Source organism: Bradyrhizobium sp. BR 10289, assembly GCF_019455385.1.
In the GTDB taxonomy this organism is placed as follows: domain Bacteria; phylum Pseudomonadota; class Alphaproteobacteria; order Rhizobiales; family Xanthobacteraceae; genus Bradyrhizobium.
Genome location: NZ_JACOFR010000012.1, coordinates 23,557 through 48,443 on the forward strand (window position 1 = coordinate 23,557; position 24,887 = coordinate 48,443).

A 24,887-nucleotide genomic window follows, 5' to 3' on the forward strand; every position below is an offset into this window, starting at 1 on the left:
CGTTCCGTCATGCCCGGGCTTGTCCCGGGCATCCACGTCTTTAGAACCTCCGAAGCAAAGAACGTGGATGGCCAAAGCAAGTCCGGCCATGACGAGAGTGTTTGGCCAATGACTCCCCGCACTGCGACGCTGATCGGATTGACCGCGATCCTGATGTGGTCGCTGCTGTCGGTGATGACGGTCGCGACCGGAACGATTCCGGCGTTCCAGCTCGCCGCGATGACCTTTGCGATCGGCGGCCTGGTCGGCCTACTCACCTGGATCGGCCGCGGCGATGCCGCGACAAGCCTGCGCCAGCCGCTCATCGTGTGGGTTGTCGGCGTCGGCGGATTGTTCGGCTATCACGCGCTTTATTTCCTCGCGCTGCGCTTCGCGCCACCGGCCGAAGCCGGCCTCTTGAACTACATGTGGCCGCTGCTGATCGTGCTGTTCTCGTCGTTCCTGCCGGGCGAGCGATTGGCCGTGCATCACGTCGTCGGCGCGGTGCTCGGGCTTGTCGGCACCGTGCTGCTGTTCGCCGGCAACACCACCGGCTTCGCGCCCGGGGCGGTGCCGGGGCTGATCGCGGCCCTCATCGCCGCCTTCGTCTGGGCCACCTATTCGGTGCTGTCGCGGCGATTGAAGGCGGTGCCGACCGATGCGGTCGCGGGCTTCTGCCTCGCCACATCGGTGCTCGCGGCGCTGATGCATGGTCTGCTCGAAACCACGGTGTGGCCCGAGACCATGCTGCAATGGCTCTCGGTGATCGCGCTCGGCATCGGTCCCGTCGGTGCCGCCTTCTATGCCTGGGACATCGGCATGAAGCGCGGCGACATCCGCGTGCTTGGCGCGGCGTCCTACGCGACGCCGCTGCTCTCGACCAGCTTTCTCATCGCCGCCGGCTTTGCCAAGGCCAGCGCCAACATCGCCATGGCCGCGATCCTGATCGCCGGCGGCGGCCTGATCGCGGCGAAGGACATGGTGCTGCGGAAGCGGTGACTGTTCGCCCTACGGCTCCCAGCCCTTCGGCGCGAGCTCGAATTTTGCGAATTCGAAGGCGGGCGCCACGGTGCAGCCGACCAGTGTCCACTCGCCGGTGGTTTCCGCCATCTGCCAGGCATTTGCCGGCACGATTCCCTGCGGCCGCTCGCCGCTGATGAGATCGGTGCCGAGCCGCACCTCATGCTGCGAGCAGCCGTCATGTGCGATGCGCAGCGTCAGCGGGCTGCCCGCATAATAGTGCCAGGTCTCGACCGCATCGATGCGGTGCCAGTGCGAGCGCTCACCGCGCGCGAGCAGGAAATAGATCAGCGTCGAACGCGATCGGCCGTTGGCGTCCGTGGTCTGGTCGCGAAAGGTCTCGCGGTAGTGCCCGCCTTCAGGATGCGGCCTGAGCTCGAGGCGCGCGATGATCTCGGCTGCGGTCGGCATCGGCCCTCGTCAGGACTTGTTTTTGCGCTCGCGCAGCTCGCCGAACACGGCGGCGGCATCCGCGCCCTTCATGTGTAGCTTGGCCGCGACCTCGGGCGCATCAGCCCGCAGGAACACGTTTGCTCGCTTCTCGTCACCAAGCAGTGAGGGAATGGTCGGCTTGTTCTCGGCCCGCAGCTTCGCCACCTCCGCCGCACGCGCCTGAAGCGCCGCATTGTCGGGCTCGACAGTGAGCGCGAACTTGACGTTGGAGGCGGTGTATTCGTGGCCGCAATAGAGCTTGAAGTCGTCGGGCAGCGCCCGCAGCTTCAAGAGCGAATCCCACATCATCGGGTAGGTGCCTTCGAACACGCGGCCGCAGCCGATCGAGAACAGCGTGTCGGCGGCGAACACCGTCTTCTCGGTGTCGAAGATGTAGGAGATGTGGTCGAGCGTGTGGCCGGGGGTCTCCACCACGCGCGCCAGCAGATTGCCGATCTTGACCACGTCCGCATTGGCGACGCGCAGGTCGACGTCCGCGATCTCAGTGGTCTTGTCATGCGGCGCGACGACGCGGCAATTGTATTTCCGCTTGAGTTCGGCGACCCCGCCGACATGATCGCCGTGATGATGGGTGATCAGGATGTCGGTGAGCTGCCAGCCCTCGTGCTCCAGCGCCTTCAGGATGGGACCTGCCTCCGGAGCATCGATCGACGCCGTCGCCTTGGTTTCCACATCGTGGATCAGATAACCGAAATTGTCGTTTAAACAGCTGAAAGTACGAATTTCGGCGGCCATGACATCTCCATCGCGCTCAGCCCCGTCAGACAAATATGGCCTTAACGTTGCGCAGGCAATGCAATATTCCGCACGCGGTTGCGCTTCCATGCATGTTACATTGCCGTCATGAGCATCGACGTCGTTGACCTTCGCGAGTTCTATTCGAGGCGCCTTGGGATTGTGGCGCGGCAAATGATCAATCGCGGCATTAGGGAGCGCTGGCCCGGCGCCGTGGGCCAGCGCGTACTGGGCATCGGCTATCCCACGCCCTATCTGGGCCTGTTCCGCGAGGACGCCGAGCGCTGCATCGCCTTCATGCCGGCGGCCCAGGGCGTGCTGAAATGGCCGACCGGACGGCCGGCGCTGGCCGCGCTGGTCGATGAGTTCTCGCTGCCGCTGCCCGATGCCGCGGTCGACCGCATCCTGCTGGTCCACGCTCTGGAGATGTCGGACGATCCGGCCGCGCTGCTGCGCGAGGTGTGGCGTGTCCTTGCGCCGTCGGGGCGAGTCATCGCGGTGATCCCGAATCGCCGTGGGCTGTGGACCCGCACCGACAGCACGCCGTTCGGCCACGGCCGGCCCTATTCGCGCTCGCAGATCACGGATCTGTTGCGCCAGACCTGGTTCACGCCGACCGCCTGGGGCGAGGCGCTGTTCATGCCGCCCTATGCCGGCGGCTGGGTGCTGAAATCGGCACAGATGTGGGAGCGCGCCGGCGCGGCGCTGTCGTTGCCCTTTGCCGGCGTGCACATTGTCGAGGCCACCAAACAGGTCTATCGCGCGATCCCCGCCAAGCGCGAACGAGCGCGGCTGATCCCCTCGCTGGCCAAGCCCGTGCTGGTGCCGTCCTCGACGACGGTGACGCGGACCTGAAAACAAATCGTCCCGGCGCGAGGCCGGGACGAGTGCAGATCAGAACATCGGAAGAAGCTTACTCGCCGGGTGCGACCTCGTCGCTGGAGCCGGCCGGAGCTGCCTCGCGCTCGGGGCGCGGGCCGTGCGGCCGGCGGCGCCGCCGCGGGAAGCGCTCACCGCCACCACCGCCTTCGAAGTTGGCTTGGCCGCCATTCACCTGAGGCTGTGCGCCGGTGATGAAGGAGGGCAGGCGATCGACGCTGCCGGTGTCGGCAACGACGGGCTGCGGCTGGTTCAGCGGGAGCGGCTGGGGTTGAGGCTGGTATTGCGGCTGCGGACGATGGTCGCGTTCGCGATGCTCGCGCGGCTGCTGGTTGTCGCGCTGATAGGGCTGCTGGTTGTCGCGTTGCTGATAGTCGCGCTGCTGGTGATCGCGGTGGCCGTCGCGCGAAAAATTCTGCTGCGGCGGCGGCTGCGGGACGAAGCCCGGCTCCTGGCCGAAATTGGAGAAATTCTCGCCGTCGTCCTCGCCGTCGTCACCGCTGGAGGTGCTGATCGGCTCGTCGCCGCGCGGCTGCTGGTTCTGGCGGAACTGCTCCTGAGCCGCTGCGATCAGGCGGAAATAATGCTCGGCGTGCTGGTAGTAGTTCTCGGCTGCAACGGGATCGCCGGAGGAGCGCGCGTCGCGGGCAAGCTGGAGATATTTTTCGGCAATGTGCGAGGCGGTGCCGCGGATCTTGATGTCGGGTCCGTTGGACTCATAGACCCGGGTCATCGGGTTCTGGCCGCGCCGGTTGTTGTTATTGTTATTATTGTTGCGGTTGCGCATCCGCTGCTTGTTCTGACCGTTTCTCATGTCCTGCCTTTAATTCCAGCCCTAAAGGTTGCACGCATACTGATTGCTGAGATTGACCTGATGACAGCAGTTCACAGCTCTCTCGCGCACCGCGCGCAAGAGCGGCTTGAACCCTGCCGATGTTCGTCGACCGTCGCGTTCAACAAAGACGCGTTCCCCACCCGCCAGCCTTGATCGCCAGCGAACCCATTCATATTGCCTGCCGAAACAAGCCCAGCTTTGTTGCGTAAGTCTTGAAGCGCAATATCAGGCTTTCGTTCACGTTGCGGTCGGTACGCAGCGCAGCTCTAATCGCCATCGCGCTCAACAGGACCTGCGGCTTGGAACCTTCGTCAGTAACGCTCTCGCCCGAGAGCCCGGCTTTCACCCGTAGGTCTACGGGGCCGGTACCGATCTGTTGACCGGAAGGTAGTCGTTCCCAGGCGATATTCCAAGAGGTTTTTTGCTGGCCAATCCGGCTTTTATGGGGGCATTTTTCGGGCCGAAACGGCTCGGAGGATGCCCCCCAGATCGGCCTTGGCCGGCCGGTCCACCGATAACGCGGCAGCCGCCATCAAGGTTTCAATGTCCCGGGCCTGGCCCTGTCCGGCCTCGACGATCAGCGCGCCCCCGGGCGCGAGCCGTTCGGCCGCCTGCGGGATCAGGGCGCGGTAGGCGTCATAGCCGTCATTACCGCCGTCGAGCGCCAGATGCGGATCGTGCTCGCGCACCTCGATGTCGAGTTTTGGAATTTCCCCCGAAGGGATGTAGGGCGGATTCGACACGATGAGATCGAACGGGCCGCCCAGAGCTGTCGCGTAGGAGCAAGCCACGAAGGCGGCGCGGTCGCTGAGACCGAGCGCCGCGGCATTGTCGCGCGCGGTGTTGAGCGCCGTCAGGCTGACATCGGTGCCGACGCCGAACGCACCGGGAATCTCGTGCAGCAGCGCGAGCAGGATGGCGCCAGATCCGGTGCCGAGATCCGCGATAACGGGCGGATGTGTCAGTTGTTGCTCGCGAAACAGCTCGAGCGCGCGTTCGACCACGGTTTCGGTATCGGGACGCGGGACCAGCGTTGCTTCCGACAGACGAAACGGCAGGCCCCAGAACTCGCGCGCGCCGAGAATGCGCGCGACAGGCTCGCCGGCGATCCGGCGCTGGGCATGCTGCGCGAGCCGAGATGCTTCGGCCTCGGTCAGGGGACGGGCCGCTTGCGTGATCAACCCGGTGAGATCGAGATCGAGCGCCGCGCCGATCAGGATGCGGGCGTCGAGATCGGCCTCATCGAGCTGCGCCGCTTTCAGCCGTGCGGCCAGGGTGCGCCGGGCGCTCTCGATCGACTGTCCGGTGAAGGGATTGCTCACGCGTCACGCCGCCGCGCCTTGCGCGGCGAGCTGCGCGGCCTGATGCTCGGTAGTCAGCGCGTCGATCAATTCGCCGAGCGCTTCGCCGGCGATCACCTGCGGCAGCTTGTAAAGCGTCAAGTTGATGCGGTGGTCGGTGACGCGGCCTTGCGGGAAGTTATAGGTGCGGATGCGCTCCGAGCGGTCTCCGGAGCCGACCTTCTCCTTGCGCTCGGCCGAGCGCGCGGCATCGACGCGCTGGCGCTCGGCATCGTAGATGCGCGAGCGCAGGATGTTCATCGCGGAGGCGCGATTCTTGTGCTGCGAACGGCTGTCCTGCATCATCACCACGATGCCGGTCGGGATGTGGGTGATGCGGATCGCCGATTCGGTCTTGTTGACGTGCTGGCCGCCTGCCCCCTGCGCGCGCATGGTCTCGATGCGCAGATCCTCGTTCTTGATGTCGACGTCGACGTCCTCGACCTCGGGCAGTACCGCGACCGTCGCCGCGGATGTATGGATGCGCCCCTGCGTCTCGGTGTCGGGGACGCGCTGCACACGGTGCACGCCGGATTCGAACTTCAGCTTCGAGAAGGCGCCGCGGCCCTGCACCTCCGCGATGATTTCCTTGTAGCCGCCGACGGTGCCTTCGCTGGCCGAGATCACCTCGACCTTCCAGCCCTGCAGGGCGGCGAAGCGCTCGTACATCCGGAACAGGTCGCCGGCGAACAGCGAAGCCTCGTCGCCGCCGGTGCCGGCGCGGATTTCCAGGACCACGTTGCGGTCGTCCATGGCGTCCTTGGGCAGCAGGGCGACGCGGATTTTCTGGACCAGTTCTTCGATTCTGGGCGTCAGCTCGTCGCGCTCGGCCTCCGCCATGCTGCGCATCTCGGCGTCCGTCGCGGGATCGGCGATCAGTGCCTCGGTGTCGGCAAGCTCTTTGACTGCAGAACGATAAGCTTTCACCGCCTCGATCAGCGGCGTGATCTCGGCGAGCTCGCGCGTGATCTGCACATAGCGCTCGGAGGCGAGCTGCCCCAGCGATTCGGCCTCGAGAGAGGCGTGATGTGCAAGCAGCACGTCCAGTTTGGCTTCGGGGAGTGACGACATCGGGTAAGTCTCAAATGACGGAAAAAGACGAGGCGGCGGACAGCGGCAGCAGGCCCGCTACAAGGCCAGGCCTTCGGCCTCGGCAAATTCCGTCAGCTTCTGCCGGATCGAGACGCTGCCGCTTGGCGCATCCAGCAGCGGGTTGAGCATCGCCTCGGCCTTCTTGGCGTCGAGATCGATCACCATGGCCTTGACCGGGCCGAGCGCGGTCGCCGACAGCGACAGCGAGCGATAGCCCATTGCGATCAGCGCCAGTGCGCCGATCGGCTTGGAGGCCATCTCGCCGCACAGCGACAGCGACTTGTTCGCGGCTTGTGCCTTGCGCGCGATGTCGCGCAGCGCGCGCAGGATCGGCGCCGACATGGTGTCGAAGCGCTCGGAGACTTTTGCATTGCCGCGGTCGACCGCGAACAGGAACTGGAACAGATCGTTGGAGCCGACCGAGATGAAGTCGACCTTCTTCAGGAGCTCGTCGAGCTGGTAGAGCAGGGCGGGCACCTCGACCATGGTGCCGATGTCGATGCGCTCCGGCAGCGTGTGGCCGTGCTGGCGCAGATAAGTCAGCTCGCGCTCGACCAGCGCCTTCGCGGCATCGAACTCGGCGACCTCCGAGATCATCGGAAACATGATGCGAAGTGCGCGGCCGCCGCCGGCGCGCAGCAGTGCGCGGATCTGGCCGCGGAGCAGGCCGGGACGATCGAGTCCAAGCCGGATCGCGCGCCAGCCCAGCGCCGGATTCTCCTCGATGACCGCTTCCATATAGGGCAGCGCCTTGTCGCCGCCGATGTCGAGGGTGCGGAAGGTGACGGGCTTGGAGCCGGCCGCATCCAGCACGGTGCGGTAGAGCGCAAGCTGGTCGCTGGTACGCGGCAGGCTCTGCCCGACCATGAACTGCAGCTCGGTGCGGAACAGGCCGATGCCGGCGCTGCCGGTGTCCTCGATATGCGGCAGGTCGATGGCGAGACCTGCATTGATCATCAGCTCGACCTTCTGGCCGTCCTTGGTGACGCAGGGCCGGTCGCGCAGCGCCAGATACTGCGCCTGGCGGCGGGCGCGGAAGCGCACGCGCTCGGCGAAGGCCGCCTCGATCTCCTGCGATGGGCGGACATAGATCGAGCCCGACGTGCCGTCGACGATGATGGCATCGCCGGGATCGGCGATGCCGGGCGCATTCGGGACCTCGCCGACCGCGGGAATGCCGAGCGCGCGCGCCACGATCGAGACGTGGGAATTGGCGGTGCCCTCCTCCAGCACGATGCCGCGCAGGCGCTTGCGGTCGTAGTCGAGCAGCGCCGCCGGGCCCATCGCGCGGGCGATGACGATGGCGTTGTCGGGCAGCTGCTCGCGCGAGGGCGCGTGGTCCTGGCCGACCAGCTGCCGCATCAGGCGGTAGCCGAGGTCTTCGAGGTCATGAAGCCGGTCGCGCAGATAAGGATCGGTGGAGCGCAGCATGCGCGCGCGGGTGTCGGACTGCACGCGTTCGACCGCGGCTTCCGCGGTGAGGCCGGTGGCGACCGCCTCGTGCAGCTTGTGCGACCAGCCCTGGTCGTTGGCGAACATGCGGTAGGCTTCCAGCACCTCGCGGTGCTCGCCGCCCTCGGCGACGTCGCCGCGCTCCAGCATGCGGTCGAGATCGGCGCGCAGCTTGGCCAGCGCGGTGTCGAGCCGCTTGATTTCCTTCGGCAGGTCCTCGGCGATGTAGTCCTTGATGACGACGCGCGGCTCGTGCAGCACGACATGGCCGAGCGCGATGCCTTCCGACAGGATCGCGCCGACCTTCTGCATCGAGTGGCGCGCGGCCGGCTCGAGGCCCGGCTGGGCCAGCGCCGACAATTCGCCGGAGGCGATCAGCTCCGCCAACACCATCGCGGTGGTCTGGAGTGCCTCGAGCTCTTCCTCGACATAGGTGCGCTTGGCCCGGTTCTGCACCACCAGCACGCCGAGCGTGTTGCCGGCGCGCAGGATCGGCACGCCAAGGAAGGAGTGGTAAATCTCTTCGCCGGTCTCGGGACGGAACGAGAAGGCCGGATGGCTCTGCGCGTCGTTCAAATTGAGCGGCGTCGCTTCGCTGGCGACGAGGCCGACCAGGCCCTCATGGGCGCTGAGCACGGTATGGTGCACGGCCTCGCGGTTGAGGCCTTCGGTGGCGTAGAGCTCGAGGGTGTTGTCGATGCGCAGCACATAGACCGAGCACACCTCGGCCACCATGTTGGCGGCGATCAGCACCACGATCTTGTCCAGCCGCTCCTGGGCCGAGACCTGCTCCGCCATGGTTTCGCGGAGCCGTCTCAACAAGACGCGGGGACCTCCCGACGCGCTCCGCATGAACCGTCAATCTCCTCCGTCTGCCGGGCCCGGCGGTATCGGCCGGCGGCTGGCCTAAAATTCCAGAAAAACAACCAAATTGTTTGTCCGGCGCAGGTACAAACTCTCGCTTGCACCGAATCAGCGCCGCCTGAACTGGGACACAGTCAGCGGCAGCCCACCCTCTTCGCCGTATAGCGAACTGGGGCTTGTTTTGCCAAGCAAAACGCCTGCCAAACGCGAAGGTGTGTACACCTTCGCGTTTGCTGCGACCGCTAAGAGAAAATTAGTCTAACCTTGGTCGAGGCCGTAGAGCGTATGCAGGGTGCGCACCGCGAGCTCGGTATAGGCAGTGTCGATCAAAACCGAGAATTTGATCTCGGAGGTTGTAATGGCCCGGATGTTGATATTCCGTCCGGCGAGGGCCGAGAACGCCTGGGCGGCGACGCCAGCATGGCTGCGCATGCCGCTGCCGATCACCGAGATCTTGGCGACGTCGGTCGCGGTATCCAGCCGTGCATAACCGATCGTGGCCTTGGCGGCGGTGATCGTCTCCTTGGCGCGGGTGTAATCGGCGGCCGGCACCGTGAAGGTGAGGTCGGTGGTCTTGCCGTCCTCGGACACGTTCTGGACGATCATGTCGACGTTGATGTTGGCATCGGCCAGCGGGCCGAAGATCGAGGCCGCGACGCCAGGCTTGTCCTCGATCTGGCGCACCGAGATCTGGGCCTCGTCCTTCGAAAAGGCGATACCGGTGACAACGTGGTTTTCCATGATCTCCTCCTCGCCGCAGATCAGCGTGCCGGGCGGCTGGTTGGCATGCGGGTCGATATCCTCGGGCTTGTCGAAGCTCGAACGGACGAAGATCGGCATGTTGTGGACCATGCCGAGTTCCACCGAGCGCACCTGGAGCACTTTGGCGCCCTGGGACGCCAGTTCCAGCATGTCCTCGAATGCGATCTTATCGAGCCGCTTAGCCTTCGGCACAATTCGCGGATCGGTGGTGTAGACGCCGTCGACGTCGGTGTAGATGTCGCAGCGGTCGGCCTTGACGGCGGCGGCAACTGCCACGGCCGACGTGTCGGAGCCGCCGCGGCCGAGCGTGGTAATGCGGCCCGTCCTGGGATCGATGCCCTGGAAGCCGGCGATGACCGCGACCTCTTTTCGCTCCTTGAAGCGCTTGATGATCTCGCTGCCGTCGATGTCCTCGATCCTGGCCGAGGCATGGGCGTCGCTGGTCTTGATCGGGATCTGCCAGCCCTGCCAGGAGCGGGCCTGGATGCCCATGCTCTGAAGCACGATCGCCAGCAGGCCCGACGTCACCTGCTCGCCGGAGGCGACGACGGCGTCGTATTCGCGTGCGTCGTGCATCGGCGAGGCCTCGGTGCACCAGGCCACCAGCTCGTTGGTCTTGCCGGACATCGCCGAGACGACCACGGCCACTTCATGGCCGGCGTCGACCTCACGCTTCACATGGCGTGCGACGTTGCGGATACGTTCGATGTTGGCGACGGACGTGCCGCCGAATTTCATCACGAGGCGGCTCATGACGACGCGTGCATTCCCTCTTGAGGATCAGTATGGTGACCCGCGCCGGACGGATGCCCCGGGGGATACCGACCGCGCGTATACAGAGGGGCGGCGCCCGGGGCAAGCGGGTTCCTCATGAGGCTGTTGGGGGCCCATTCCGGGCAATGGGTTATCAGAGGTTATGGCGCGCTATATTGACGAAATCCTGCAGCCCGGCGAGCGGGTGCTGTATTCGACCAATGCGCACTGGATCTTCTATTTTCCGGCGATTTTGGCCTGGATCGTGGCCTTGGCCCTGTTCGTCCTGTCCCGGCAGAGCGATATCTACAGCGTGATGATCATCTGCCTGTTCGGCTCCGGCCTGGTGGCGCTGGCCGCCCTGTACTGGACCGTGAGGGGCTGGTTCCATCGCCTCACCACCGAGACCGACGTCACCAACCTCAGGGTTGTGCACAAGATCGGCTTCATCAAGCGCCGCACCTTTGAAATGGCGCTGGACAAGGTCGAGAGTGTCGATGTCAACCAGACCATCCTTGGACGTATTCTCAACTACGGCGACGTGACCATCAACGGCGTCGGCGAAGGACGCGAGACCATCCGCACCATCGCCTCACCGCTCGCCTTCCGTAGCTCGATCACCACGCGGTAGGACCGCGGCTAACATGAGCATGCAGCAAAATACTTCCCCCTCCGCGACAGCCCAGCCGGGCTCGACCGTCGATGCCGCCGAGATCGAAAAGTTCTCAAAACTCTCGGCGGAGTGGTGGGACCCCAAGGGCAAGATGGCGCCGCTGCATCGGATCAACCCGCTGCGGCTCGGCTATATCCGCGACGCCGCCTGCCGCAAGTTCGAGCGCAATGTGCGCAGCCTCAACTGTCTCGGCGGCTTGCGTGTGCTCGACATCGGCTGCGGCGCCGGCCTGCTTTGCGAGCCGCTCGCGCGCCTCGGCGCGCAGGTGATCGGCGTCGATCCCTCCCAGAGCAACATCGCCGCGGCAAGACTCCATGCCGTGAAGAGCCATCTTGCAATCGACTACCGCTGCACCACCGTCGAAGAGATCGACCCGCGCGAGCGCTTCGACATCGTGCTGGCAATGGAGGTGGTCGAGCACGTCGTCGACGTCGGGGTTTTCCTGAAGCGCTGCGCATCGATGCTGAAGCCGAACGGCCTGATGGTCGTGTCCACGCTTAACCGCAACTGGAAGAGCTTCGCACTCGCCATCGTCGGCGCCGAATACGTCCTGCGCTGGCTGCCGCGCGGCACCCATGAGTGGAACAAGTTCGTCACCCCCGACGAGCTCACGAAGTATCTTTTGGACAACCGCCTCGTCATCACCGAGCAAACCGGCGTCGTCTACTCACCCTTCGCCGACAAATGGAGCCTCTCGTCCGACATGGACGTGAACTACATGGTGGTGGCGGAGGGGATGGTGTGAGGGCGGAAGCAGGCGTGAGCATCGCTCCTATGACGTAGGCGTGATTGACCTGCTTGGGCGCCAGCGGCAGGTTGGCCTTCCTCCTCCTGCTCTAGCATCTGTTCCCATGCTCACCATCACCAGCCTCTGGATTCCCTTCACCATCATCGCTGCGCTCGGGCAGGTCGCGCGCAACGCGATGCAGCGGTCGTTGACGAAGCCGCTGGGGACGTGGGGGGCGACCAATATCCGCTTCCTGTTCGGCTTCCCGTTCTCGGTGCTGTTCTTGGGGCTGGTGCTGGTTGCGACCGTCGATCATATCGGCATGCCGCCATCGGTGTTCTGGCCGTGGCTGCTGCTCGGGGCGCTCAGCCAGATCGTCGCCACCGGCCTGATGCTGCTTGCGATGAACGACCGCTCCTTCGTGGTGACGACGGCGTACCTCAAGACCGAAGCGATCCAGACCGCGATCTTCGGCTTCGTCTTCCTTGGCGATCACCTCACCTGGTTGAAGGTGCTGGCGATCTTGATTGCGACCGTCGGCGTCGTCATCACGGCGCTCCGTCCGGGCGGCGAGAAGAGCTTTGCCGAGCTGAAGCCGACCATCACCGGCCTCGTCGCGGCCGCGGCGTTTGCGCTGTCCGCGGTCGGTTTTCGCGGCGCCATCATCAACGTGCCGGGCGTCTCCTTCGTGACCTCGGCCTCGTTCACGCTCGTGCTCGGCCTGTTCGTGCAGACGCTGATCCTGACGGTCTATCTGCTCTGGCGCGCACCAAAAGTGCTTCAGGCGATCCTGGGATTGTGGAAGCCGTCGCTGCTCGCCGGCTTCATGGGCGCCTTTGCCTCGCAGTTCTGGTTTCTGGCGTTCGCGCTGACGGCGGCCGCCAATGTCCGCACGCTCGCGCTGATCGAGGTGCTGTTCGCGCAGGGCGTGGCATATTACTCGTTCAAGCAGCCGATAGCGCCGCGCGAGATTTTTGGCATCGCGCTGATCGTGGTGGGCGTGGCGCTGCTGGTGGGGATCTAGTTCCTGTCTTCCGGCAAGGTCGGCAGCGGCGAGACCTCGATGCCCTCGTCGATCAGCGACTTCGCCTCTTCAGGCGAGGCCTCGCCGTAGATCGGGCGATGCTCCTTGTCGCCATAATGCATCGCGCGCGCTTCGTTCGCAAACTTCTCGCCGACATTGTCGGCGTTCTTGACGATGTGGTCGCGCAGCTCTTTCAGCTTGGCGCGCAGCTCGCGCTCCTGCGCCAGCATCAGCGATGTGGAGCCGGACGGTGCAGCCTCGGGCGCGGCGGTCGCGCTCGGCTCCGGCGGCGCCGTCGCGCGGCCGCGGCCCTTCTTGCCGACGATGCGCGGGGCCATGATCGCCTTCTCGACCTTCGCCGAGCCGCAGATCGGGCAGGTCACCAGCTTGCGCTTGACCTGTGAATCGTAGGCGGACGAGCTCTGGAACCAGGTTTCGAATTCGTGGTTCCGTTCGCAGTGAAGCGCGTAGCGGATCATGCCGATCCCCGCACGAGGTGCAGATGGTCCGGCCCGGCCTTGGGGTCGGCGACGCCGAAGCGCCGGCCGTGCTGGAGCGATGGAATCGCGCGCCGCGCGGTCTCGACCTTGGCCGGGTCTATCCGGGCCATGATGATGCCGGGCTCGACATCGCCCTCGGCGAGGATCTCGCCCCAGGGGTCGATGATCAGCGAGTGACCATAGGTCTCGCGCTTGTTCTCGTGGGTGCCTGCCTGAGCGGCGGCGAAGATGAAGCAGCCGGTCTCGATCGCGCGGGACCGCAGCAGGATGTGCCAGTGCGCTTCACCGGTCTTGCGGGTGAAGGCCGACGGCACCGTGATGAAAGACGCGCCGCTCTCGGCCAGTGCGCGATACAGCGCGGGGAAGCGCACGTCGTAGCAGATCGTCAAGCCGACGCGGCCCCAGGGCAGGTCGGAGATCACGGCGGTCTCGCCGGGCTGGTAATTGGCGGATTCGCGGTAGCTCTCGCCGTCCGGCAGCTCGATGTCGAACATGTGGATCTTGTCGTAGCTCGCGAGCACATTGCCCTCGGGCCCGATCAGGAAGGAGCGGTTGACCGCCTTCTCCGGCGAGAAGCGCAGCGCCAGCGAGCCGACATGGATGTGGATCTTCAGCTCCGCCGCGAGCGCGCGATAGGCCTTCAGCGAGGCGTCGTCCTCTTCGCTCTGGAGGTGCTCGAACAGCGCCTTGCGGTTCAGCTGCATCATGTTGCTGACTTCGGGCGTCTGCACGTAGTCGGCGCCATTGGCAGCCGCTTGCCGGATCAGTTTTGTGGCCTGCGCGAGGCTCGGCTCCGGCAGCAGGCCGGTGCGCATCTGAATCATCGCAGCGGTGAAGGTCCGGTTCTCGCTCATGAGATCGCCTTGACGCTCTCGAGCATACCGTCGAGCTTGCCCGCGCGGTCGAGCGCGTAGAGATCGTCGCAGCCGCCGATATGGGTGCCGCCGATCCAGATCTGCGGGAAGGTCGATCCCTCGCCGGCGCGGTCGTACATCTCCGCGCGCCAGGACGGGTTCTGGGCGACGTCGAATTCCGTGAAGGTCGCCTTCTTGCGGTTCAGCAGCGATTTGGCGGCGGAACAATAGCCGCAACCCGGCCTGGTATAGATCTCGACAGCAGCGGTCATGTTGTCAGGCGCTCTCATGTCATGAATTCATTGAATTATATGGGACTTCACCGGCTCTCGACAACCCGGGCGAAGACCAGCACGTCGACCTGGGCCGCTTTGGCGCGGAGCAGGGCCCGCGCGCAGGCATCCAGTGTCGCGCCCGAGGTCAGGACGTCGTCGACGAGGACGATCCGCCGGCCCTGAACCTCGGCTTGACGGTCGGGGGATACCTGGAATGCGCCCTGCACATTGGTGGCGCGCTGCGCCCGCGACAGGCCGATCTGCTGCTCGGTGGCGCGCACCCGGCGCAGCACGTCACCCCGCACCTTCACTCCGGACTGCCGTTCGATGATGCGTGCCAGCACCCCGGACTGGTTGTAGCGGCGGCGCCAGGCCCGCCGCCAATGCAACGGAACGGGAATCAGCATGTCGGCGTCGGCCAGCAGCTCGCCGCCGGCGCGCGCCATCCAGCGGCCCATGGCCGGCGCGAGATCGGTGCGGTCCTGGTATTTCAGCGCATGCACCAGCGCGCGCGCAACGTCGTCGTAGCGGACCGCCGCGCGCGCCCGCTGGTAGGCCGGCGGGCTCGCGATCGCCTCCATCGACAGCATGTCGGGGCCGGGATCATAGACGAACGGGATGCCGAGCCGCGGGCAATAGGGCCGTTCGATGAACGACAGTCTTGCCCAGCAGGCCGCGCAGACGCCTTCGCCATCCACCGGCTCGCGGCAGGATACGCACAGCGTCGGCAGCGCGATGTCGAGTGCGAGCCGTGCCGTCCGCGTCAGGACATGACGGCCAGCCGTCCACGCGGCGCGCAACGGTGCGGCGATGGTGCGGGTTGGGGCGGCGTTGGCGTCCATGATGGGAGGCTAGCGTTCCGTTTGCTGGGCCTCAAGCCACACTCTCGTGCCCCGGACGCAGCGCAGCGCGTCCGGGACACGTGAGAGGAGATTGCAATGACCGGCACGATCGGCGTAACCAGCGGCATGGCCCAGACCCCGCAAACCCCGCCCGCTTTGTTCGATCGCGCACTTTTGCATGCGCGGCAGAGCCGCGCGCAGGCACAGGGCGAAGTGACCTTTCTGCTCGATCGGGTCGCCGAGGACATGTCGGACCGTCTGGCTGCGGTGATGCGCGAGTTTCAGGCCCCGGTCGATCTCTGGACGCCAGGTGGGGGGCTCGCTGGACTGCGTGTGCGGCTTCCGTCCATCGCGCATATCGCGCTCGATGCGGCGGGTGCGGAAAAGCTTCCATTCGCGCCTGAAAGCATCGATCTCGTCATTTCCGCGCTGGCGCTGCAATTCGTCAACGACCTGCCGGGCGTGCTCGCGCAGATCCGCCGTGCCCTGAAGCCGGATGGGCTGCTGCTCGCCGCGATGATCGGTGGCGACAGCCTGACGGAGCTGCGCCAGGCCTTTGCCGCGGCGGAGGCGGAATGCGAGGGCGGCGTGTCGCCGCGCGTCGCGCCGTTCGCCGATTTGCGCGACATCGGTGCGCTGTTGCAGCGCGCCGGTTTTGCGCTGCCGGTCACCGACGTCGATCGCGTCGTGGTGCGCTATTCCAATGCGTTTGCGCTGATGCAGGATCTCCGCCGCATGGGCGCGGCCAACGTGCTGATCGAGCGGCGCCGCACGCCGAGCCGGCGCGCGACGTTGCTGCGCATGGCCGAGATCTATGCCGAGCGCTTTGCCGATGCCGACGGCCGCATCCGCGCGACGTTCGACATCGTCTGGCTATCCGGCTGGGCCCCGCATGCGAGCCAGCAGCAACCGCTGAAGCCGGGTTCGGCGAAGGCGAGCCTGGCGGAGGCGGTGAAGAAGGCGGGGGAGGGGTAGGCTGTCTCTCTCCGCGTCATGCCCGGGCTTGTCCCGGGCATCCACGATCTTCGTGCCGAGCTGAAGGACGTGGATGGCCGGGTCAAGCCCGGCCATGACGGAGGCTGTGGTGAGCGCCTCGTCTCACATCAGCAGATCAATCAAATGCGGGATCAGCGGGATGTCCGCGGGCGGCATCGGGTAGTCGCGCAGCTTGTTGGCGCGGACCCAGGCAAGGTTCTGGCCTTCGCGGCCCGCCACCTGTCCCTCCCAGCGCCGGCAGATGTAGAGCGGCATCAACAGATGAAACGTCTCGTAGCCGTAGCTCGCAAACGTCAGCGGGGCCAGGCACGGCTCGGCAACGGTGATGCCGAGCTCCTCGTGCAGCTCGCGGATCAGGGTCTGCTCCGGCCGCTCGCCGGGCTCCAGCTTGCCGCCGGGGAATTCCCACAGGCCCGCCAGTGCCTTGCCCTCGGGGCGCTGCGCGATCAGGACGCGCTTGTCGGCGTCGACCAGCGCGCAGGCCACCACCAGTGTCAGTTTGAGATCGGCCATCGGCGTTCGATTTAAGACCTGTAATCCCCGTTGATCGCCACATATTCCTTCGTCAGATCGCAGGTCAGCACGCGGTCGCGGCCCTTGCCGAGGCCGAGCGAAACCTTGATTGCGATCTCCGGCGCTTTCATCGCTTCCGACACCTGCGCCTCGTCGTAGGACGGATCGCGTGCGCCGCTCTTGGCGACGCGGATGCCGTTGAAGGAGATCGAGAGCCTGTCGCGATCGGCCGTCTCGCCGGCCTTGCCGACTGCCATCACGACGCGGCCCCAATTGGCGTCCTCGCCGGCGATCGCCGTCTTGACCAGCGGCGAGTTTGCAATCGACATCGCGATCTTGCGCGCTGACGCCTTGGTCTTGGCGCCCTCGACGGTGATCTCGAGCAGTTTTCGCGCGCCTTCGCCGTCGCGTGCGACCTGTTCCGAGAGGTTGGCAAGAATTTGGTTGAACGCCTTGACGAAGGCCTTCAGGCGCGGGTCGCTGGCGCGGCTGATTTTTGGCGCGCCATGCTCGGCGGCAGCGCCCGTGGCAAAGGCCAGCAGCGTGTCCGAGGTCGAGGTGTCGCCGTCGATCGTCACCGCATTGAAGGTGTCTTCGACGCCGGCCTTGAGTAGAGCCTGCAGCGCGGCAGGCGCGATCGGCGCGTCCGTGAAGATGAAGGACAGCATCGTCGCCATGTCGGGCGCGATCATGCCGGCGCCCTTGGCCATGCCGTTGATGGTGACCTTGGCCTTGCCGAGCTTGACGGTCGCGGTCGCGACTTTCGGGAAGGTGTCGGTGGTCATGATCGCCTTGGCGGCAGCGAGGTAGTCGCCGGGCTCGGCGGTCTCGGCGAGGCGACCGAGCACGCCGTCGAACTTGGTCGCGTCCAGCGGCTCGCCGATCACGCCGGTCGAGGCCAGGAAGATCTCGCTCTCGCTGCAGCCGACCGCCTTGGCCGCGATCTTGGCGGTCAGCGCGGTCGAGCTGCGGCCGGTCTTGCCGGTGAAGGCGTTGGCATTGCCCGAATTGACGACGAGGGCGCGGGCCTTGCCGCCCTTCAGTTTTGCACGGCACCATTCGACGGGCGCGGACGGGCATTTTGACTTGGTGAAGACGCCGGCGACCGCCGTGCCCTTGTCCATGATTGCCAGCAGCACGTCGGTGCGGTTCTTGTAGCGGATACCGGCCTCGGCCGTCGCAAGACGGACGCCCGCGATCACGGGCATATCAGGGACGTTTTTCGGGGCGAGGGGGGAGACGGAAGAGGACATCGCGGGCGCCTTGGTGGGATCTGGACAAGCAGATGCCCGGCGCGGGGGCCGGGCATCACGAAGGCTTAGATACTCTTCACGTCACCGAAGTGACAGCGAATTCTTACTTCTTGGCCGGGGGCGCCATCTTGCTGTCGGCCGGCTTGGCATCCTTGGATGCATCGGCCGCGGGCTGGTCCAGCCGCTCGACCTTGGCTTCCGTGCGCAGCTTGGCGACGTAGTCGGCCTGGGCCTTGCGGGTGACATACTGCTCGATCTGCGGCTTGACCTGCTCGAAGTCCGGCGCCTTGCGGTTGCGCTTTTCTTCGACCTTGATGATGTGCCAGCCGAACTGCGACTTGACGGGGTCGGAGATCTTGCCCGGCTCCAGCGCGAACGCCACCGCCGAGAATTCCGGCACCATCTGCTCCTTGGTGAAGAAGCCGAGGTCGCCGCCGTCGGCGGAGCCCGGATCCTTGGACTTCTTCTTGGCGAGCTCGGCGAAATCGGCGCCCTTGTCGAGTTCGGCCTTCACCGCCTTGGCCTCGTCCTCGGTCTCGACCAGGATGTGGCGGGCACGCACTTCCTGCTCGCCGGTGATCTGCTTGGAGGCCTCCTCGTAGACCTTCTTCATGGCGTCGGGGGTGGTGGCGGCCTTGCCTTCCTGGGCCAGCAGGCTGTCCATCAGCAGGCGGTTGCGGGCGAACGCCATCCGCTTCTTGAACTCCTCGCCGTCAGCGATCTTCTTGTCCTCGGCGGCCTTGCCGACGATCTTCATGTCGATCAGGAAGGACAGGACGTTCTCGTCCTTGGTCGCCGGGTCCATCTGGGCGAGGCTCGGTCCGAGTTCCTCCTCGGCCATGGCGACGTCGCTCTTCTTGATTTCAACGCCATTGACCTTCGCCAGGACCGGATCGTCGGCGGCCCGGAGCGGGCCCGCAAACGCCAAGGTCAGCGCCAAAGCGAGGCTGCCAGCCAGGGCGGACGCATGGCGGAAACGCTGGCCGGTGGTTACCGGGAACGAGGTGGTCATGGAAAATCCTTTTGTTGAAGCAGGGGGCTGCTCGAGCGGGGCGGACACTCGCCCAATTCAGGGGCGCTTGGCAACGCGAAAAGCTTGTCAATTTGATGAATTAGCCGCAATGCGGCCGCCGTTGACAAGGCCCTGACCGGGCCATATCTCTGGCCGGTCGCGTCCATGGCGATGGCGTTTATTTTGCTGCGTTTTTGGCCGTTGAACCCAAGCTTGCCCAATTCCCACCCATATGGCGGATGGCCCCCACAGTCCGGGCTCTGGCGCCATCTGGCGTCACGGTGAGTTGATAGGCAGGCGGGTGACAACCTCTTGGCTGCAACGCGGTTGAATCGCGAACACAGGAATTCAGCATGATCGGCGCGCTCGCCCGCAAGTTTTTCGGCTCCGCCAACGACCGGCGGGTGAAGGGATATCAGTCCCGCGTCAACGCGATCAACGCGCTTGAGCCAGAGGTCTCCAAGCTCTCCGACGAGGCGCTGAAAGCCCGCACCGCCGAGTTCAAGAAGCAGCTCGCCGAGGGCAAGACGCTCGACGACATCCTGGTGCCCGCCTTCGCCACCGTGCGCGAGGCGGCCAAGCGCACGCTCGGCCAACGCCATTTCGACGTCCAGCTGATCGGCGGCATGGTGCTGCACGAGGGCGACATCGCCGAGATGAAGACCGGCGAAGGCAAGACGCTGGTCGCAACGCTCGCGGTGTACCTGAACGCGCTCGCCGGCAAGGGCGTCCACGTCGTCACGGTCAACGACTACCTCGCCCGCCGCGACTCCGGCTGGATGGGCCAGATCTACGGCTTCCTCGGCCTGACCACGGGCGTGATCGTCCATGGCCTCGACGATGCCGAGCGCAAGGCGGCCTATGCCTGCGACATCACCTACGGCACCAACAACGAATACGGCTTCGACTATCTGCGCGACAACATGAAGTACCGGCTCGAGGACATGGTCCAGCGGCCGCACTTCTACGCCATCGTCGACGAGGTCGATTCGATCCTGATCGACGAGGCGCGCACGCCGCTGATCATCTCCGGGCCGCTCGACGACCGCTCCGACTTCTACAACACCATCGACTCGTTCCTGCCCAAGCTCGACAAGTCCGACTACGACGTCGACGAGAAGCAGCGCACGGTGACGCTCACCGAGGCCGGCATGGAGAAGATCGAAGGGCTGCTGCGCGATGCCGGCCAGCTCAAGGGCGAATCGCTCTACGACGTCGAGAACGTCTCCGTCGTCCACCACATCAACCAGGCGCTGCGCGCCCACACGCTGTTCACGCGTGACAAGGACTATATCGTCCGCGACGACGAGGTCGTGATCATCGACGAGTTCACCGGCCGCATGATGGCCGGGCGCCGTTATTCGGAGGGCCTGCACCAGGCTCTGGAGGCGAAGGAGCACGTGACGGTTCAGCCCGAGAACCAGACGCTCGCTTCGATCACCTTCCAGAACTACTTCCGCATGTACGAGAAGCTCGCCGGCATGACCGGCACGGCGCTGACGGAAGCCGACGAGCTGTTTGACATCTACAAGCTCGAGGTCGTGGAGATCCCGACCAATCTGCCGGTCGCCCGCCTCGACGAGGACGACGAGGTCTATCGCACCCAGAACGAGAAATACGCCGCGATCCTGGCCGAGATCGAGCGCGCCAATGCGCGGCTGCAGCCGGTGCTGGTCGGCACCGCCTCGATCGAGAAGTCGGAAGTGATCGCCGAGTACCTCAAGAAGCACGGCTACCGGCAGATCGATTTCGGCAACGAGAATTCGATGCAGAAGCTCTACGCTGCAGCCCGCGCCGGCAAGCCGGCAAAATTGTTCGCGGTGCTGAACGCACGCTTCCACGAGCAGGAAGCCTACATCGTCGCCGAGGCCGGCGTGCCTGGCGCGATCACGATTGCCACCAACATGGCCGGCCGCGGCACCGACATCAAGCTCGGCGGCTCGCTCGAGATGCGCATCCAGCAGGAGACGGCCGGCATCACCGACGAGGCCGAGAAGGCCAAGAAGATCGAGCAGATCAAGGCCGACATCGAGCACTTCCGCGATATCGTGCTGAAGGCCGAGGAGACCGTCGAGATCGAGCCGGCGAAGGGCAATAAGCCCGCCAAGACCGTGAAGAAGCCGGGCGGTCTCTACATCATGGGCTCCGAGCGGCACGAATCCCGCCGCATCGACAACCAGCTGCGCGGCCGTTCCGGCCGTCAGGGCGACCCCGGCCGCTCGAAATTCTTCCTGTCGCTGGAAGACGATCTGATGCGCATCTTCGGCTCGGACCGTCTCGACAGCATGCTGCAACGTCTCGGCCTGCAAGAGGGCGAGGCCATCATCCATCCCTGGATCAACAAGGCGCTGGAGAAGGCGCAGCAGAAGGTCGAGGCGCGCAACTTCGACATCCGCAAGAACCTGCTCAAGTTCGACAACGTCCAGAACGACCAGCGCAAGGTGATCTTCGACCAGCGCGTCGACCTGATGAAGGACGACAGCGTCGCCGAGACCGTCGCCGACATGCGCCACGCCTTCATCGACGACCTCGTCGCCAAGCACGTGCCCGAGCATGCCTATGCCGAGCAGTGGGACGTCGCCGGCCTCAAGGACGAGCTCAAGCGCGTGCTCGATCTCGATCTGCCGGTCGACGAATGGGCCAAGGAAGAAGGCATCGCCGACGAGGAACTGCTCTCGCGCATCGAGACCCGAGCCGACGAGCACATGGCCGCCAAGGTCGCGCAATGGGGTCCCGACGTGATGCGTTACGTCGAGAAGACCATTCTGCTGCAGACGCTCGACCATCTCTGGCGCGAGCATCTGATCATGCTCGATCATCTGCGCCAGGTCATCGGCCTGCGCGGCTACGGCCAGCGCGATCCCCTGCAGGAGTACAAGACCGAAGCCTTCAATCTCTTCCAGGAGATGAGCGCGCATCTGCGCGAGGCCGTCACGGCGCAGCTGATGCGCGTCGAGATCGTCCCGCCGGAGCAGGAAGCGCCCGTGCTGCCGCAGATGGAAGCGCACAAGTTCGACCCGAACACCGGCGAAGACGAAATGGCGCTGGCCAGCGTCACACTCGCGCCGCAGGCGACCGACGCCGCGCTGCGCGATCCCAAGAATCCCGCAAGCTGGGGTAAGGTCGGCCGCAACGAGGATTGCCCCTGCGGCTCAGGGAAGAAGTACAAGCACTGCCACGGGCGGTACGCATAATCGGCGTGAAGCTCGACCCCGTTGGCCGCACCGCGCGGCCGCGGCAGTCTTTGCCGTGGGCATCCGCGGAACCGTTTGCAACATATGTTATTATCTAGCTGATGACCCTGATGGGTCACCCTGCTGGGGCGCACACGTTGTCCGTCGCGGCTCCAAAGGTTCTCCGTTGAGATCCGGTGAGGCCGCCAGTCGCGAACGTCTACGGCTGGTTGCATCGATGTGATTTGCGTTCAATGGGGAGCGCAATCGGGGCCGGCTCACACGGATCATGACTTCGGCAGACAAGTTCACTTCGTCCCGTTCCGCCGTCCTCGACGAGCACGATCTCACGAATCCGACGCAGAACGTGGGATTCGAGGAGCTGACGGCTTTTGCCGCGGGGCTCTGCGAAGCGCCCATCTGCCTCGTCAGCATCGTCGGCGATACCACCCAGCGCTTTTTGGGCAAACACGGGCTCGATGTTGGCGAGACGCCGCGAGAATGGTCGTTCTGCGCGCATGCCATGCTCGAGAGGGACCTCATGGTCGTGCCCGATGCGACGCAGGATCCGAGGTTCGCGAACAATCCTCTCGTGACCGGAGAGCCCCACGTCAGGTTCTATGCCGGAGCGCCGCTCGCGACCGACGACGGATATCCGCTCGGCTCGCTCTGTGTCATCGACAGCGTGCCCCGGGCTGGCCTCTCGGCTCTGCAGGCGCAGGGCCTTCGGGTCATGGCTTCACAGGTGAAAGCTGCGCTTGGCTCGCGCAGGAGAACCAAGCTTCAGGCGACCAGCGAAGCGGAAGCCAAGCAGGCGCTCTCGGAAACCGAGCAGAAATTTCGTATTCTCGCCGATACCATGCCGCAAATGGTGTGGTCCACGCTGCCCGATGGCCACCACGACTACTACAATGCAAGATGGTACGAGTTCACCGGCGTGCCCGAAGGCTCCACCGACGGCGAGGCGTGGAACGGAATGTTCCACCCTGAAGATCAAGATCGCGCCTGGCAGGTCTGGCGGCACTCGCTGAAAACTGGCGAACCCTACGAAATCGAATATCGCCTGCGCGACGCCGCGGGAAAATATCGCTGGACGCTGGGGCGCGCACTGCCCATCCGCGATGATCAGGGCAATATCACGCGTTGGTTCGGCACCTGCACGGACATCCATGAGCAGAAGCTCCTGATGGAGCAGCGCGAGATGGTCAGTCAGGAGTTGAGCCATCGCATCAAGAACATTTTCTCTGTGATCAACGGCCTGATCGGTCTGTCGACGCGCTCCCATCCCGAGCTGAAGCGTCCGGCGGACGAGCTTCGTGCACGCATCATGTCGCTCGGCAGGGCTCACGATTTCGTCCGCCCGCATAGTGCGCGCTCGCAACCAAGTACGCCTCAGGCGGCTCTCAAGGGCCTGCTGGAGCAGCTTTTCTCGGCCTATCAATCAGAGGAAGGACGGATTGTGATCGAGGGCGGCGACTTGCGCATCGACGACCGCTCTGCAACGCCGCTGGCTTTGTCATTCCACGAGCTCGCGACGAACGCGGCGAAATATGGCGCGCTATCAACAATCGAGGGGCGCGTCGTCATCCAAATCCGGGAAGTGGGCGACGATGTTGCGATCGCGTGGACCGAGCGCGGTGGTCCGAAGCTGCAGCGGGCGCCGACCACCGAGGGATTTGGCTCGAGGCTGATCAATCTCAGCCTCACCAACCAGCTTGGTGGAACGGTGCGCTATAGCTGGAGTGCGGAAGGTCTTGAGGTCGAGATCAGAATTCCGAAGACGTCGATGAGCCGTCCGGTCCCGCAAAGAACGTGACCTCGCCTGAACGAATTCGTTCGGCCTCGCCGGAAGCCCGCTGGACTGCCGCGAGGATCGCCTCGTCGCTGAAGGGCTTGCGGATGAAGCCGATAGCAGTACCAGCGCGGGGCGCAATTTGCGCGGGATTGGCCGTCACGTAAACGATCTTGGTGCCGAAATCACGCGCCAGGTCTACCGCGATCTGCGGTCCGGTCGAACCGTCCCTCAGATTGACGTCCACAAGAGCGATCTGGGCCTGAGGGCCAGCCTCCAATGCCTCCTTGCGATCCGCAGCGATCGCGGCCACATGGTAGCCTGCATCTTCAAGAATGCGGGCGATGTCGCTTGCGACGAAAATCTCGTCCTCGACGATCAGTACTGAAGGTGTCATTTGCGGCGTCGTGATGCTCTGACGAGTCCGGACCGGCTCAGCGGATGAGGTTTTCGCCAGCCATAGCATTCGTAAACCGCGGCTTCCGCATTTGGTTCCATCACCGCGAGGATGGCGGGGGCCACCCTCAATTCGAGCTGTCGATCAAGCTCTCCAGCAGCCGCTTCAATTCGCTGGTCGACTTGTCGCCGTAGCTCTCCAGGATGTGCTCCTCCTGGTCCACCGCGAGCGAGTTGAGCTTCTTGCACAGCACCTTGCCGCGATCGGAGATGAACATCAGCACCTTGCGGCGGTCGTTCGGGTCCTGCACGCGATAGACCAGCGTGTCGGAGACCATGCGGTCGATCATCTTGGTCAGCGTCGGATGATTGAGCAGCACCGCGTCCGCAAGCTCGCCCATCGAATGGCCGTTGCCGTCGGAAAGAACTTTAAGGATACGCCACTGCTCGACGGGCACGCCTTCCTTGCTCAGCCGGAGTTCCAGCTGCCGGTTGATCTCCCGGTTGGCTTGCGCAAGCAGATAAGCGAGATGTTCGGTGATGGGAGCGTTCGATTTTGCCACGGCTAAGACTTCGTCTTGACCCGAATGAGTGAATGTCTTGCAATCAATGCTGCATCTATATGCACTTCAATTCTTGAATATTCAATATTTTCCAAATAGGATCATTGCCCAACAAAAGGGCGGAAGCCGC

24 protein-coding genes are annotated in these 24,887 nt (G+C 64.8%); 8 read left to right on the forward strand and 16 right to left on the reverse strand.

Features of this window, described 5'->3' with window-relative positions; all coding sequences use genetic code 11:
- Nucleotides 1–108 precede the first annotated feature (108 nt).
- Entirely contained in the window at nucleotides 109–978 is an 870-nt protein-coding gene (gene yddG, locus HYH08_RS20375; RefSeq protein ID WP_220011597.1) for an aromatic amino acid exporter YddG, read from the forward strand.
- Between the two features lie 9 nt (nucleotides 979–987).
- Here yddG and HYH08_RS20380 read toward each other — a convergent pair whose 3' ends face one another.
- Nucleotides 988–1,410 (reverse strand): cupin domain-containing protein, encoded by a 423-nt coding sequence (locus HYH08_RS20380; RefSeq protein WP_220011598.1) that lies wholly within the window; start codon nucleotides 1,408–1,410, stop codon nucleotides 988–990.
- A gap of 9 nt (nucleotides 1,411–1,419) precedes the next feature.
- Nucleotides 1,420–2,187, reverse strand: coding sequence for a hydroxyacylglutathione hydrolase (gene gloB / locus HYH08_RS20385; protein ID WP_220011599.1), 768 nt, complete (start codon nucleotides 2,185–2,187; stop codon nucleotides 1,420–1,422).
- Nucleotides 2,188–2,295: 108 nt separating this feature from the next.
- On the opposite strand from gloB, the gene HYH08_RS20390 reads away from it, so the two are divergent.
- On the forward strand, nucleotides 2,296–3,042 hold the full coding sequence (locus HYH08_RS20390) for a class I SAM-dependent methyltransferase (protein ID WP_220011600.1): 747 nt from the start codon (nucleotides 2,296–2,298) through the stop codon (nucleotides 3,040–3,042).
- Nucleotides 3,043–3,100: 58 nt separating this feature from the next.
- Here HYH08_RS20390 and HYH08_RS20395 read toward each other — a convergent pair whose 3' ends face one another.
- The 5 genes from HYH08_RS20395 to HYH08_RS20415 form a co-directional block, all read right to left on the reverse strand.
- Nucleotides 3,101–3,880, reverse strand: coding sequence for a DUF4167 domain-containing protein (locus HYH08_RS20395; RefSeq protein ID WP_220011601.1), 780 nt, complete (start codon nucleotides 3,878–3,880; stop codon nucleotides 3,101–3,103).
- 461 nt (nucleotides 3,881–4,341) lie between these two features.
- Complete coding sequence (prmC, locus tag HYH08_RS20400; protein WP_220011602.1) at nucleotides 4,342–5,223, reverse strand: peptide chain release factor N(5)-glutamine methyltransferase; 882 nt, start codon at nucleotides 5,221–5,223, stop codon at nucleotides 4,342–4,344.
- Nucleotides 5,224–5,226: 3 nt separating this feature from the next.
- Nucleotides 5,227–6,312 (reverse strand): peptide chain release factor 1, encoded by a 1,086-nt coding sequence (gene prfA, locus HYH08_RS20405; RefSeq protein WP_220011603.1) that lies wholly within the window; start codon nucleotides 6,310–6,312, stop codon nucleotides 5,227–5,229.
- 57 nt (nucleotides 6,313–6,369) lie between these two features.
- Nucleotides 6,370–8,637, reverse strand: a complete 2,268-nt coding sequence (gene ptsP / locus HYH08_RS20410) for a phosphoenolpyruvate--protein phosphotransferase (protein WP_220011604.1) — start codon at nucleotides 8,635–8,637, stop codon at nucleotides 6,370–6,372.
- A 270-nt stretch (nucleotides 8,638–8,907) separates the two neighbouring features.
- Entirely contained in the window at nucleotides 8,908–10,164 is a 1,257-nt protein-coding gene (locus HYH08_RS20415; RefSeq protein ID WP_220011605.1) for an aspartate kinase, read from the reverse strand.
- A gap of 163 nt (nucleotides 10,165–10,327) precedes the next feature.
- Here HYH08_RS20415 and HYH08_RS20420 point away from each other — a divergent pair, with 163 nt between their 5' ends.
- The 3 genes from HYH08_RS20420 (at nucleotide 10,328) to HYH08_RS20430 (ending at nucleotide 12,588) form a co-directional block, all read left to right on the forward strand.
- Entirely contained in the window at nucleotides 10,328–10,795 is a 468-nt protein-coding gene (locus HYH08_RS20420; protein WP_220011606.1) for a PH domain-containing protein, read from the forward strand.
- A 13-nt stretch (nucleotides 10,796–10,808) separates the two neighbouring features.
- Entirely contained in the window at nucleotides 10,809–11,582 is a 774-nt protein-coding gene (gene ubiG / locus HYH08_RS20425) for a bifunctional 2-polyprenyl-6-hydroxyphenol methylase/3-demethylubiquinol 3-O-methyltransferase UbiG (protein ID WP_220011607.1), read from the forward strand.
- 106 nt (nucleotides 11,583–11,688) lie between these two features.
- Complete coding sequence (locus HYH08_RS20430) at nucleotides 11,689–12,588, forward strand: EamA family transporter (protein ID WP_220011608.1); 900 nt, start codon at nucleotides 11,689–11,691, stop codon at nucleotides 12,586–12,588.
- Here HYH08_RS20430 and HYH08_RS20435 read toward each other — a convergent pair.
- From HYH08_RS20435 to HYH08_RS20450, 4 genes are read right to left on the reverse strand one after another with little or no spacing between them, the layout of a single operon-like run.
- Nucleotides 12,585–13,067: a DUF1178 family protein gene (locus HYH08_RS20435; RefSeq protein WP_220011609.1), complete on the reverse strand. Its 483-nt coding sequence runs from the start codon at nucleotides 13,065–13,067 to the stop codon at nucleotides 12,585–12,587. The two genes, HYH08_RS20430 and HYH08_RS20435, sit on opposite strands and share 4 nt — an antisense overlap.
- Complete coding sequence (locus HYH08_RS20440) at nucleotides 13,064–13,942, reverse strand: carbon-nitrogen hydrolase family protein (protein ID WP_220011610.1); 879 nt, start codon at nucleotides 13,940–13,942, stop codon at nucleotides 13,064–13,066. The genes HYH08_RS20435 and HYH08_RS20440 overlap by 4 nt, the downstream gene beginning before the upstream one ends.
- A complete protein-coding gene (gene grxC, locus HYH08_RS20445) occupies nucleotides 13,939–14,214 on the reverse strand; it encodes a glutaredoxin 3 (protein ID WP_220011611.1) in 276 nt (91 codons plus the stop codon). Before grxC ends, HYH08_RS20440 begins: the two co-directional genes overlap by 4 nt.
- A gap of 47 nt (nucleotides 14,215–14,261) precedes the next feature.
- On the reverse strand, nucleotides 14,262–15,059 hold the full coding sequence (locus tag HYH08_RS20450; protein WP_220011612.1) for a ComF family protein: 798 nt from the start codon (nucleotides 15,057–15,059) through the stop codon (nucleotides 14,262–14,264).
- Between the two features lie 96 nt (nucleotides 15,060–15,155).
- On the opposite strand from HYH08_RS20450, the gene HYH08_RS20455 reads away from it, so the two are divergent.
- A complete protein-coding gene (locus HYH08_RS20455; RefSeq protein WP_220011613.1) occupies nucleotides 15,156–16,034 on the forward strand; it encodes a methyltransferase domain-containing protein in 879 nt (292 codons plus the stop codon).
- A gap of 123 nt (nucleotides 16,035–16,157) precedes the next feature.
- Here the strand turns inward: HYH08_RS20455 and mutT are convergent, their stop codons facing one another.
- The 3 genes from mutT to HYH08_RS20470 all read right to left on the reverse strand — a co-directional run bounded on the left by mutT (nucleotide 16,158) and on the right by HYH08_RS20470 (nucleotide 18,833).
- Complete coding sequence (mutT, locus tag HYH08_RS20460; protein ID WP_220011614.1) at nucleotides 16,158–16,568, reverse strand: 8-oxo-dGTP diphosphatase MutT; 411 nt, start codon at nucleotides 16,566–16,568, stop codon at nucleotides 16,158–16,160.
- An 11-nt stretch (nucleotides 16,569–16,579) separates the two neighbouring features.
- Complete coding sequence (gene argJ / locus HYH08_RS20465; RefSeq protein WP_220011615.1) at nucleotides 16,580–17,821, reverse strand: bifunctional glutamate N-acetyltransferase/amino-acid acetyltransferase ArgJ; 1,242 nt, start codon at nucleotides 17,819–17,821, stop codon at nucleotides 16,580–16,582.
- A gap of 103 nt (nucleotides 17,822–17,924) precedes the next feature.
- Nucleotides 17,925–18,833: a peptidylprolyl isomerase gene (locus tag HYH08_RS20470; RefSeq protein WP_220011616.1), complete on the reverse strand. Its 909-nt coding sequence runs from the start codon at nucleotides 18,831–18,833 to the stop codon at nucleotides 17,925–17,927.
- Between the two features lie 353 nt (nucleotides 18,834–19,186).
- Here HYH08_RS20470 and secA point away from each other — a divergent pair, with 353 nt between their 5' ends.
- Together secA and HYH08_RS20480 are read left to right on the forward strand one after the other, a co-directional pair.
- Nucleotides 19,187–22,027, forward strand: a complete 2,841-nt coding sequence (gene secA / locus HYH08_RS20475; protein ID WP_220011617.1) for a preprotein translocase subunit SecA — start codon at nucleotides 19,187–19,189, stop codon at nucleotides 22,025–22,027.
- Between the two features lie 268 nt (nucleotides 22,028–22,295).
- A complete protein-coding gene (locus HYH08_RS20480) occupies nucleotides 22,296–23,822 on the forward strand; it encodes a sensor histidine kinase (RefSeq protein WP_220011618.1) in 1,527 nt (508 codons plus the stop codon).
- Here the strand turns inward: HYH08_RS20480 and HYH08_RS20485 are convergent.
- Entirely contained in the window at nucleotides 23,773–24,264 is a 492-nt protein-coding gene (locus tag HYH08_RS20485) for a response regulator (protein WP_220011619.1), read from the reverse strand. The two genes, HYH08_RS20480 and HYH08_RS20485, sit on opposite strands and share 50 nt — an antisense overlap.
- A gap of 58 nt (nucleotides 24,265–24,322) precedes the next feature.
- Entirely contained in the window at nucleotides 24,323–24,757 is a 435-nt protein-coding gene (locus tag HYH08_RS20490) for a MarR family winged helix-turn-helix transcriptional regulator (RefSeq protein ID WP_220011620.1), read from the reverse strand.
- Between the last annotated feature and the right edge of the window lie 130 nt (nucleotides 24,758–24,887).

Bases quoted from the DNA above. Each gene is read 5' to 3' on its own strand.
- yddG (WP_220011597.1), top strand. From the start codon at position 109: ATGACTCCCCGCACTGCGACGCTGATCGGATTGACCGCGATCCTGATG.
- HYH08_RS20380 (WP_220011598.1), bottom strand. From the start codon at position 1,410: ATGCCGACCGCAGCCGAGATCATCGCGCGCCTCGAGCTCAGGCCGCAT.
- gloB (WP_220011599.1), bottom strand. From the start codon at position 2,187: ATGGCCGCCGAAATTCGTACTTTCAGCTGTTTAAACGACAATTTCGGT.
- HYH08_RS20390 (WP_220011600.1), top strand. From the start codon at position 2,296: ATGAGCATCGACGTCGTTGACCTTCGCGAGTTCTATTCGAGGCGCCTT.
- HYH08_RS20395 (WP_220011601.1), bottom strand. From the start codon at position 3,880: ATGAGAAACGGTCAGAACAAGCAGCGGATGCGCAACCGCAACAATAAT.
- prfA (WP_220011603.1), bottom strand. From the start codon at position 6,312: ATGTCGTCACTCCCCGAAGCCAAACTGGACGTGCTGCTTGCACATCAC.
- ptsP (WP_220011604.1), bottom strand. From the start codon at position 8,637: ATGCGGAGCGCGTCGGGAGGTCCCCGCGTCTTGTTGAGACGGCTCCGC.
- HYH08_RS20415 (WP_220011605.1), bottom strand. From the start codon at position 10,164: ATGAGCCGCCTCGTGATGAAATTCGGCGGCACGTCCGTCGCCAACATC.
- HYH08_RS20420 (WP_220011606.1), top strand. From the start codon at position 10,328: ATGGCGCGCTATATTGACGAAATCCTGCAGCCCGGCGAGCGGGTGCTG.
- ubiG (WP_220011607.1), top strand. From the start codon at position 10,809: ATGAGCATGCAGCAAAATACTTCCCCCTCCGCGACAGCCCAGCCGGGC.
- HYH08_RS20430 (WP_220011608.1), top strand. From the start codon at position 11,689: ATGCTCACCATCACCAGCCTCTGGATTCCCTTCACCATCATCGCTGCG.
- HYH08_RS20435 (WP_220011609.1), bottom strand. From the start codon at position 13,067: ATGATCCGCTACGCGCTTCACTGCGAACGGAACCACGAATTCGAAACC.
- HYH08_RS20440 (WP_220011610.1), bottom strand. From the start codon at position 13,942: ATGAGCGAGAACCGGACCTTCACCGCTGCGATGATTCAGATGCGCACC.
- grxC (WP_220011611.1), bottom strand. From the start codon at position 14,214: ATGACCGCTGCTGTCGAGATCTATACCAGGCCGGGTTGCGGCTATTGT.
- HYH08_RS20450 (WP_220011612.1), bottom strand. From the start codon at position 15,059: ATGGACGCCAACGCCGCCCCAACCCGCACCATCGCCGCACCGTTGCGC.
- HYH08_RS20455 (WP_220011613.1), top strand. From the start codon at position 15,156: ATGACCGGCACGATCGGCGTAACCAGCGGCATGGCCCAGACCCCGCAA.
- mutT (WP_220011614.1), bottom strand. From the start codon at position 16,568: ATGGCCGATCTCAAACTGACACTGGTGGTGGCCTGCGCGCTGGTCGAC.
- argJ (WP_220011615.1), bottom strand. From the start codon at position 17,821: ATGTCCTCTTCCGTCTCCCCCCTCGCCCCGAAAAACGTCCCTGATATG.
- HYH08_RS20470 (WP_220011616.1), bottom strand. From the start codon at position 18,833: ATGACCACCTCGTTCCCGGTAACCACCGGCCAGCGTTTCCGCCATGCG.
- secA (WP_220011617.1), top strand. From the start codon at position 19,187: ATGATCGGCGCGCTCGCCCGCAAGTTTTTCGGCTCCGCCAACGACCGG.
- HYH08_RS20480 (WP_220011618.1), top strand. From the start codon at position 22,296: ATGACTTCGGCAGACAAGTTCACTTCGTCCCGTTCCGCCGTCCTCGAC.
- HYH08_RS20485 (WP_220011619.1), bottom strand. From the start codon at position 24,264: ATGCTATGGCTGGCGAAAACCTCATCCGCTGAGCCGGTCCGGACTCGT.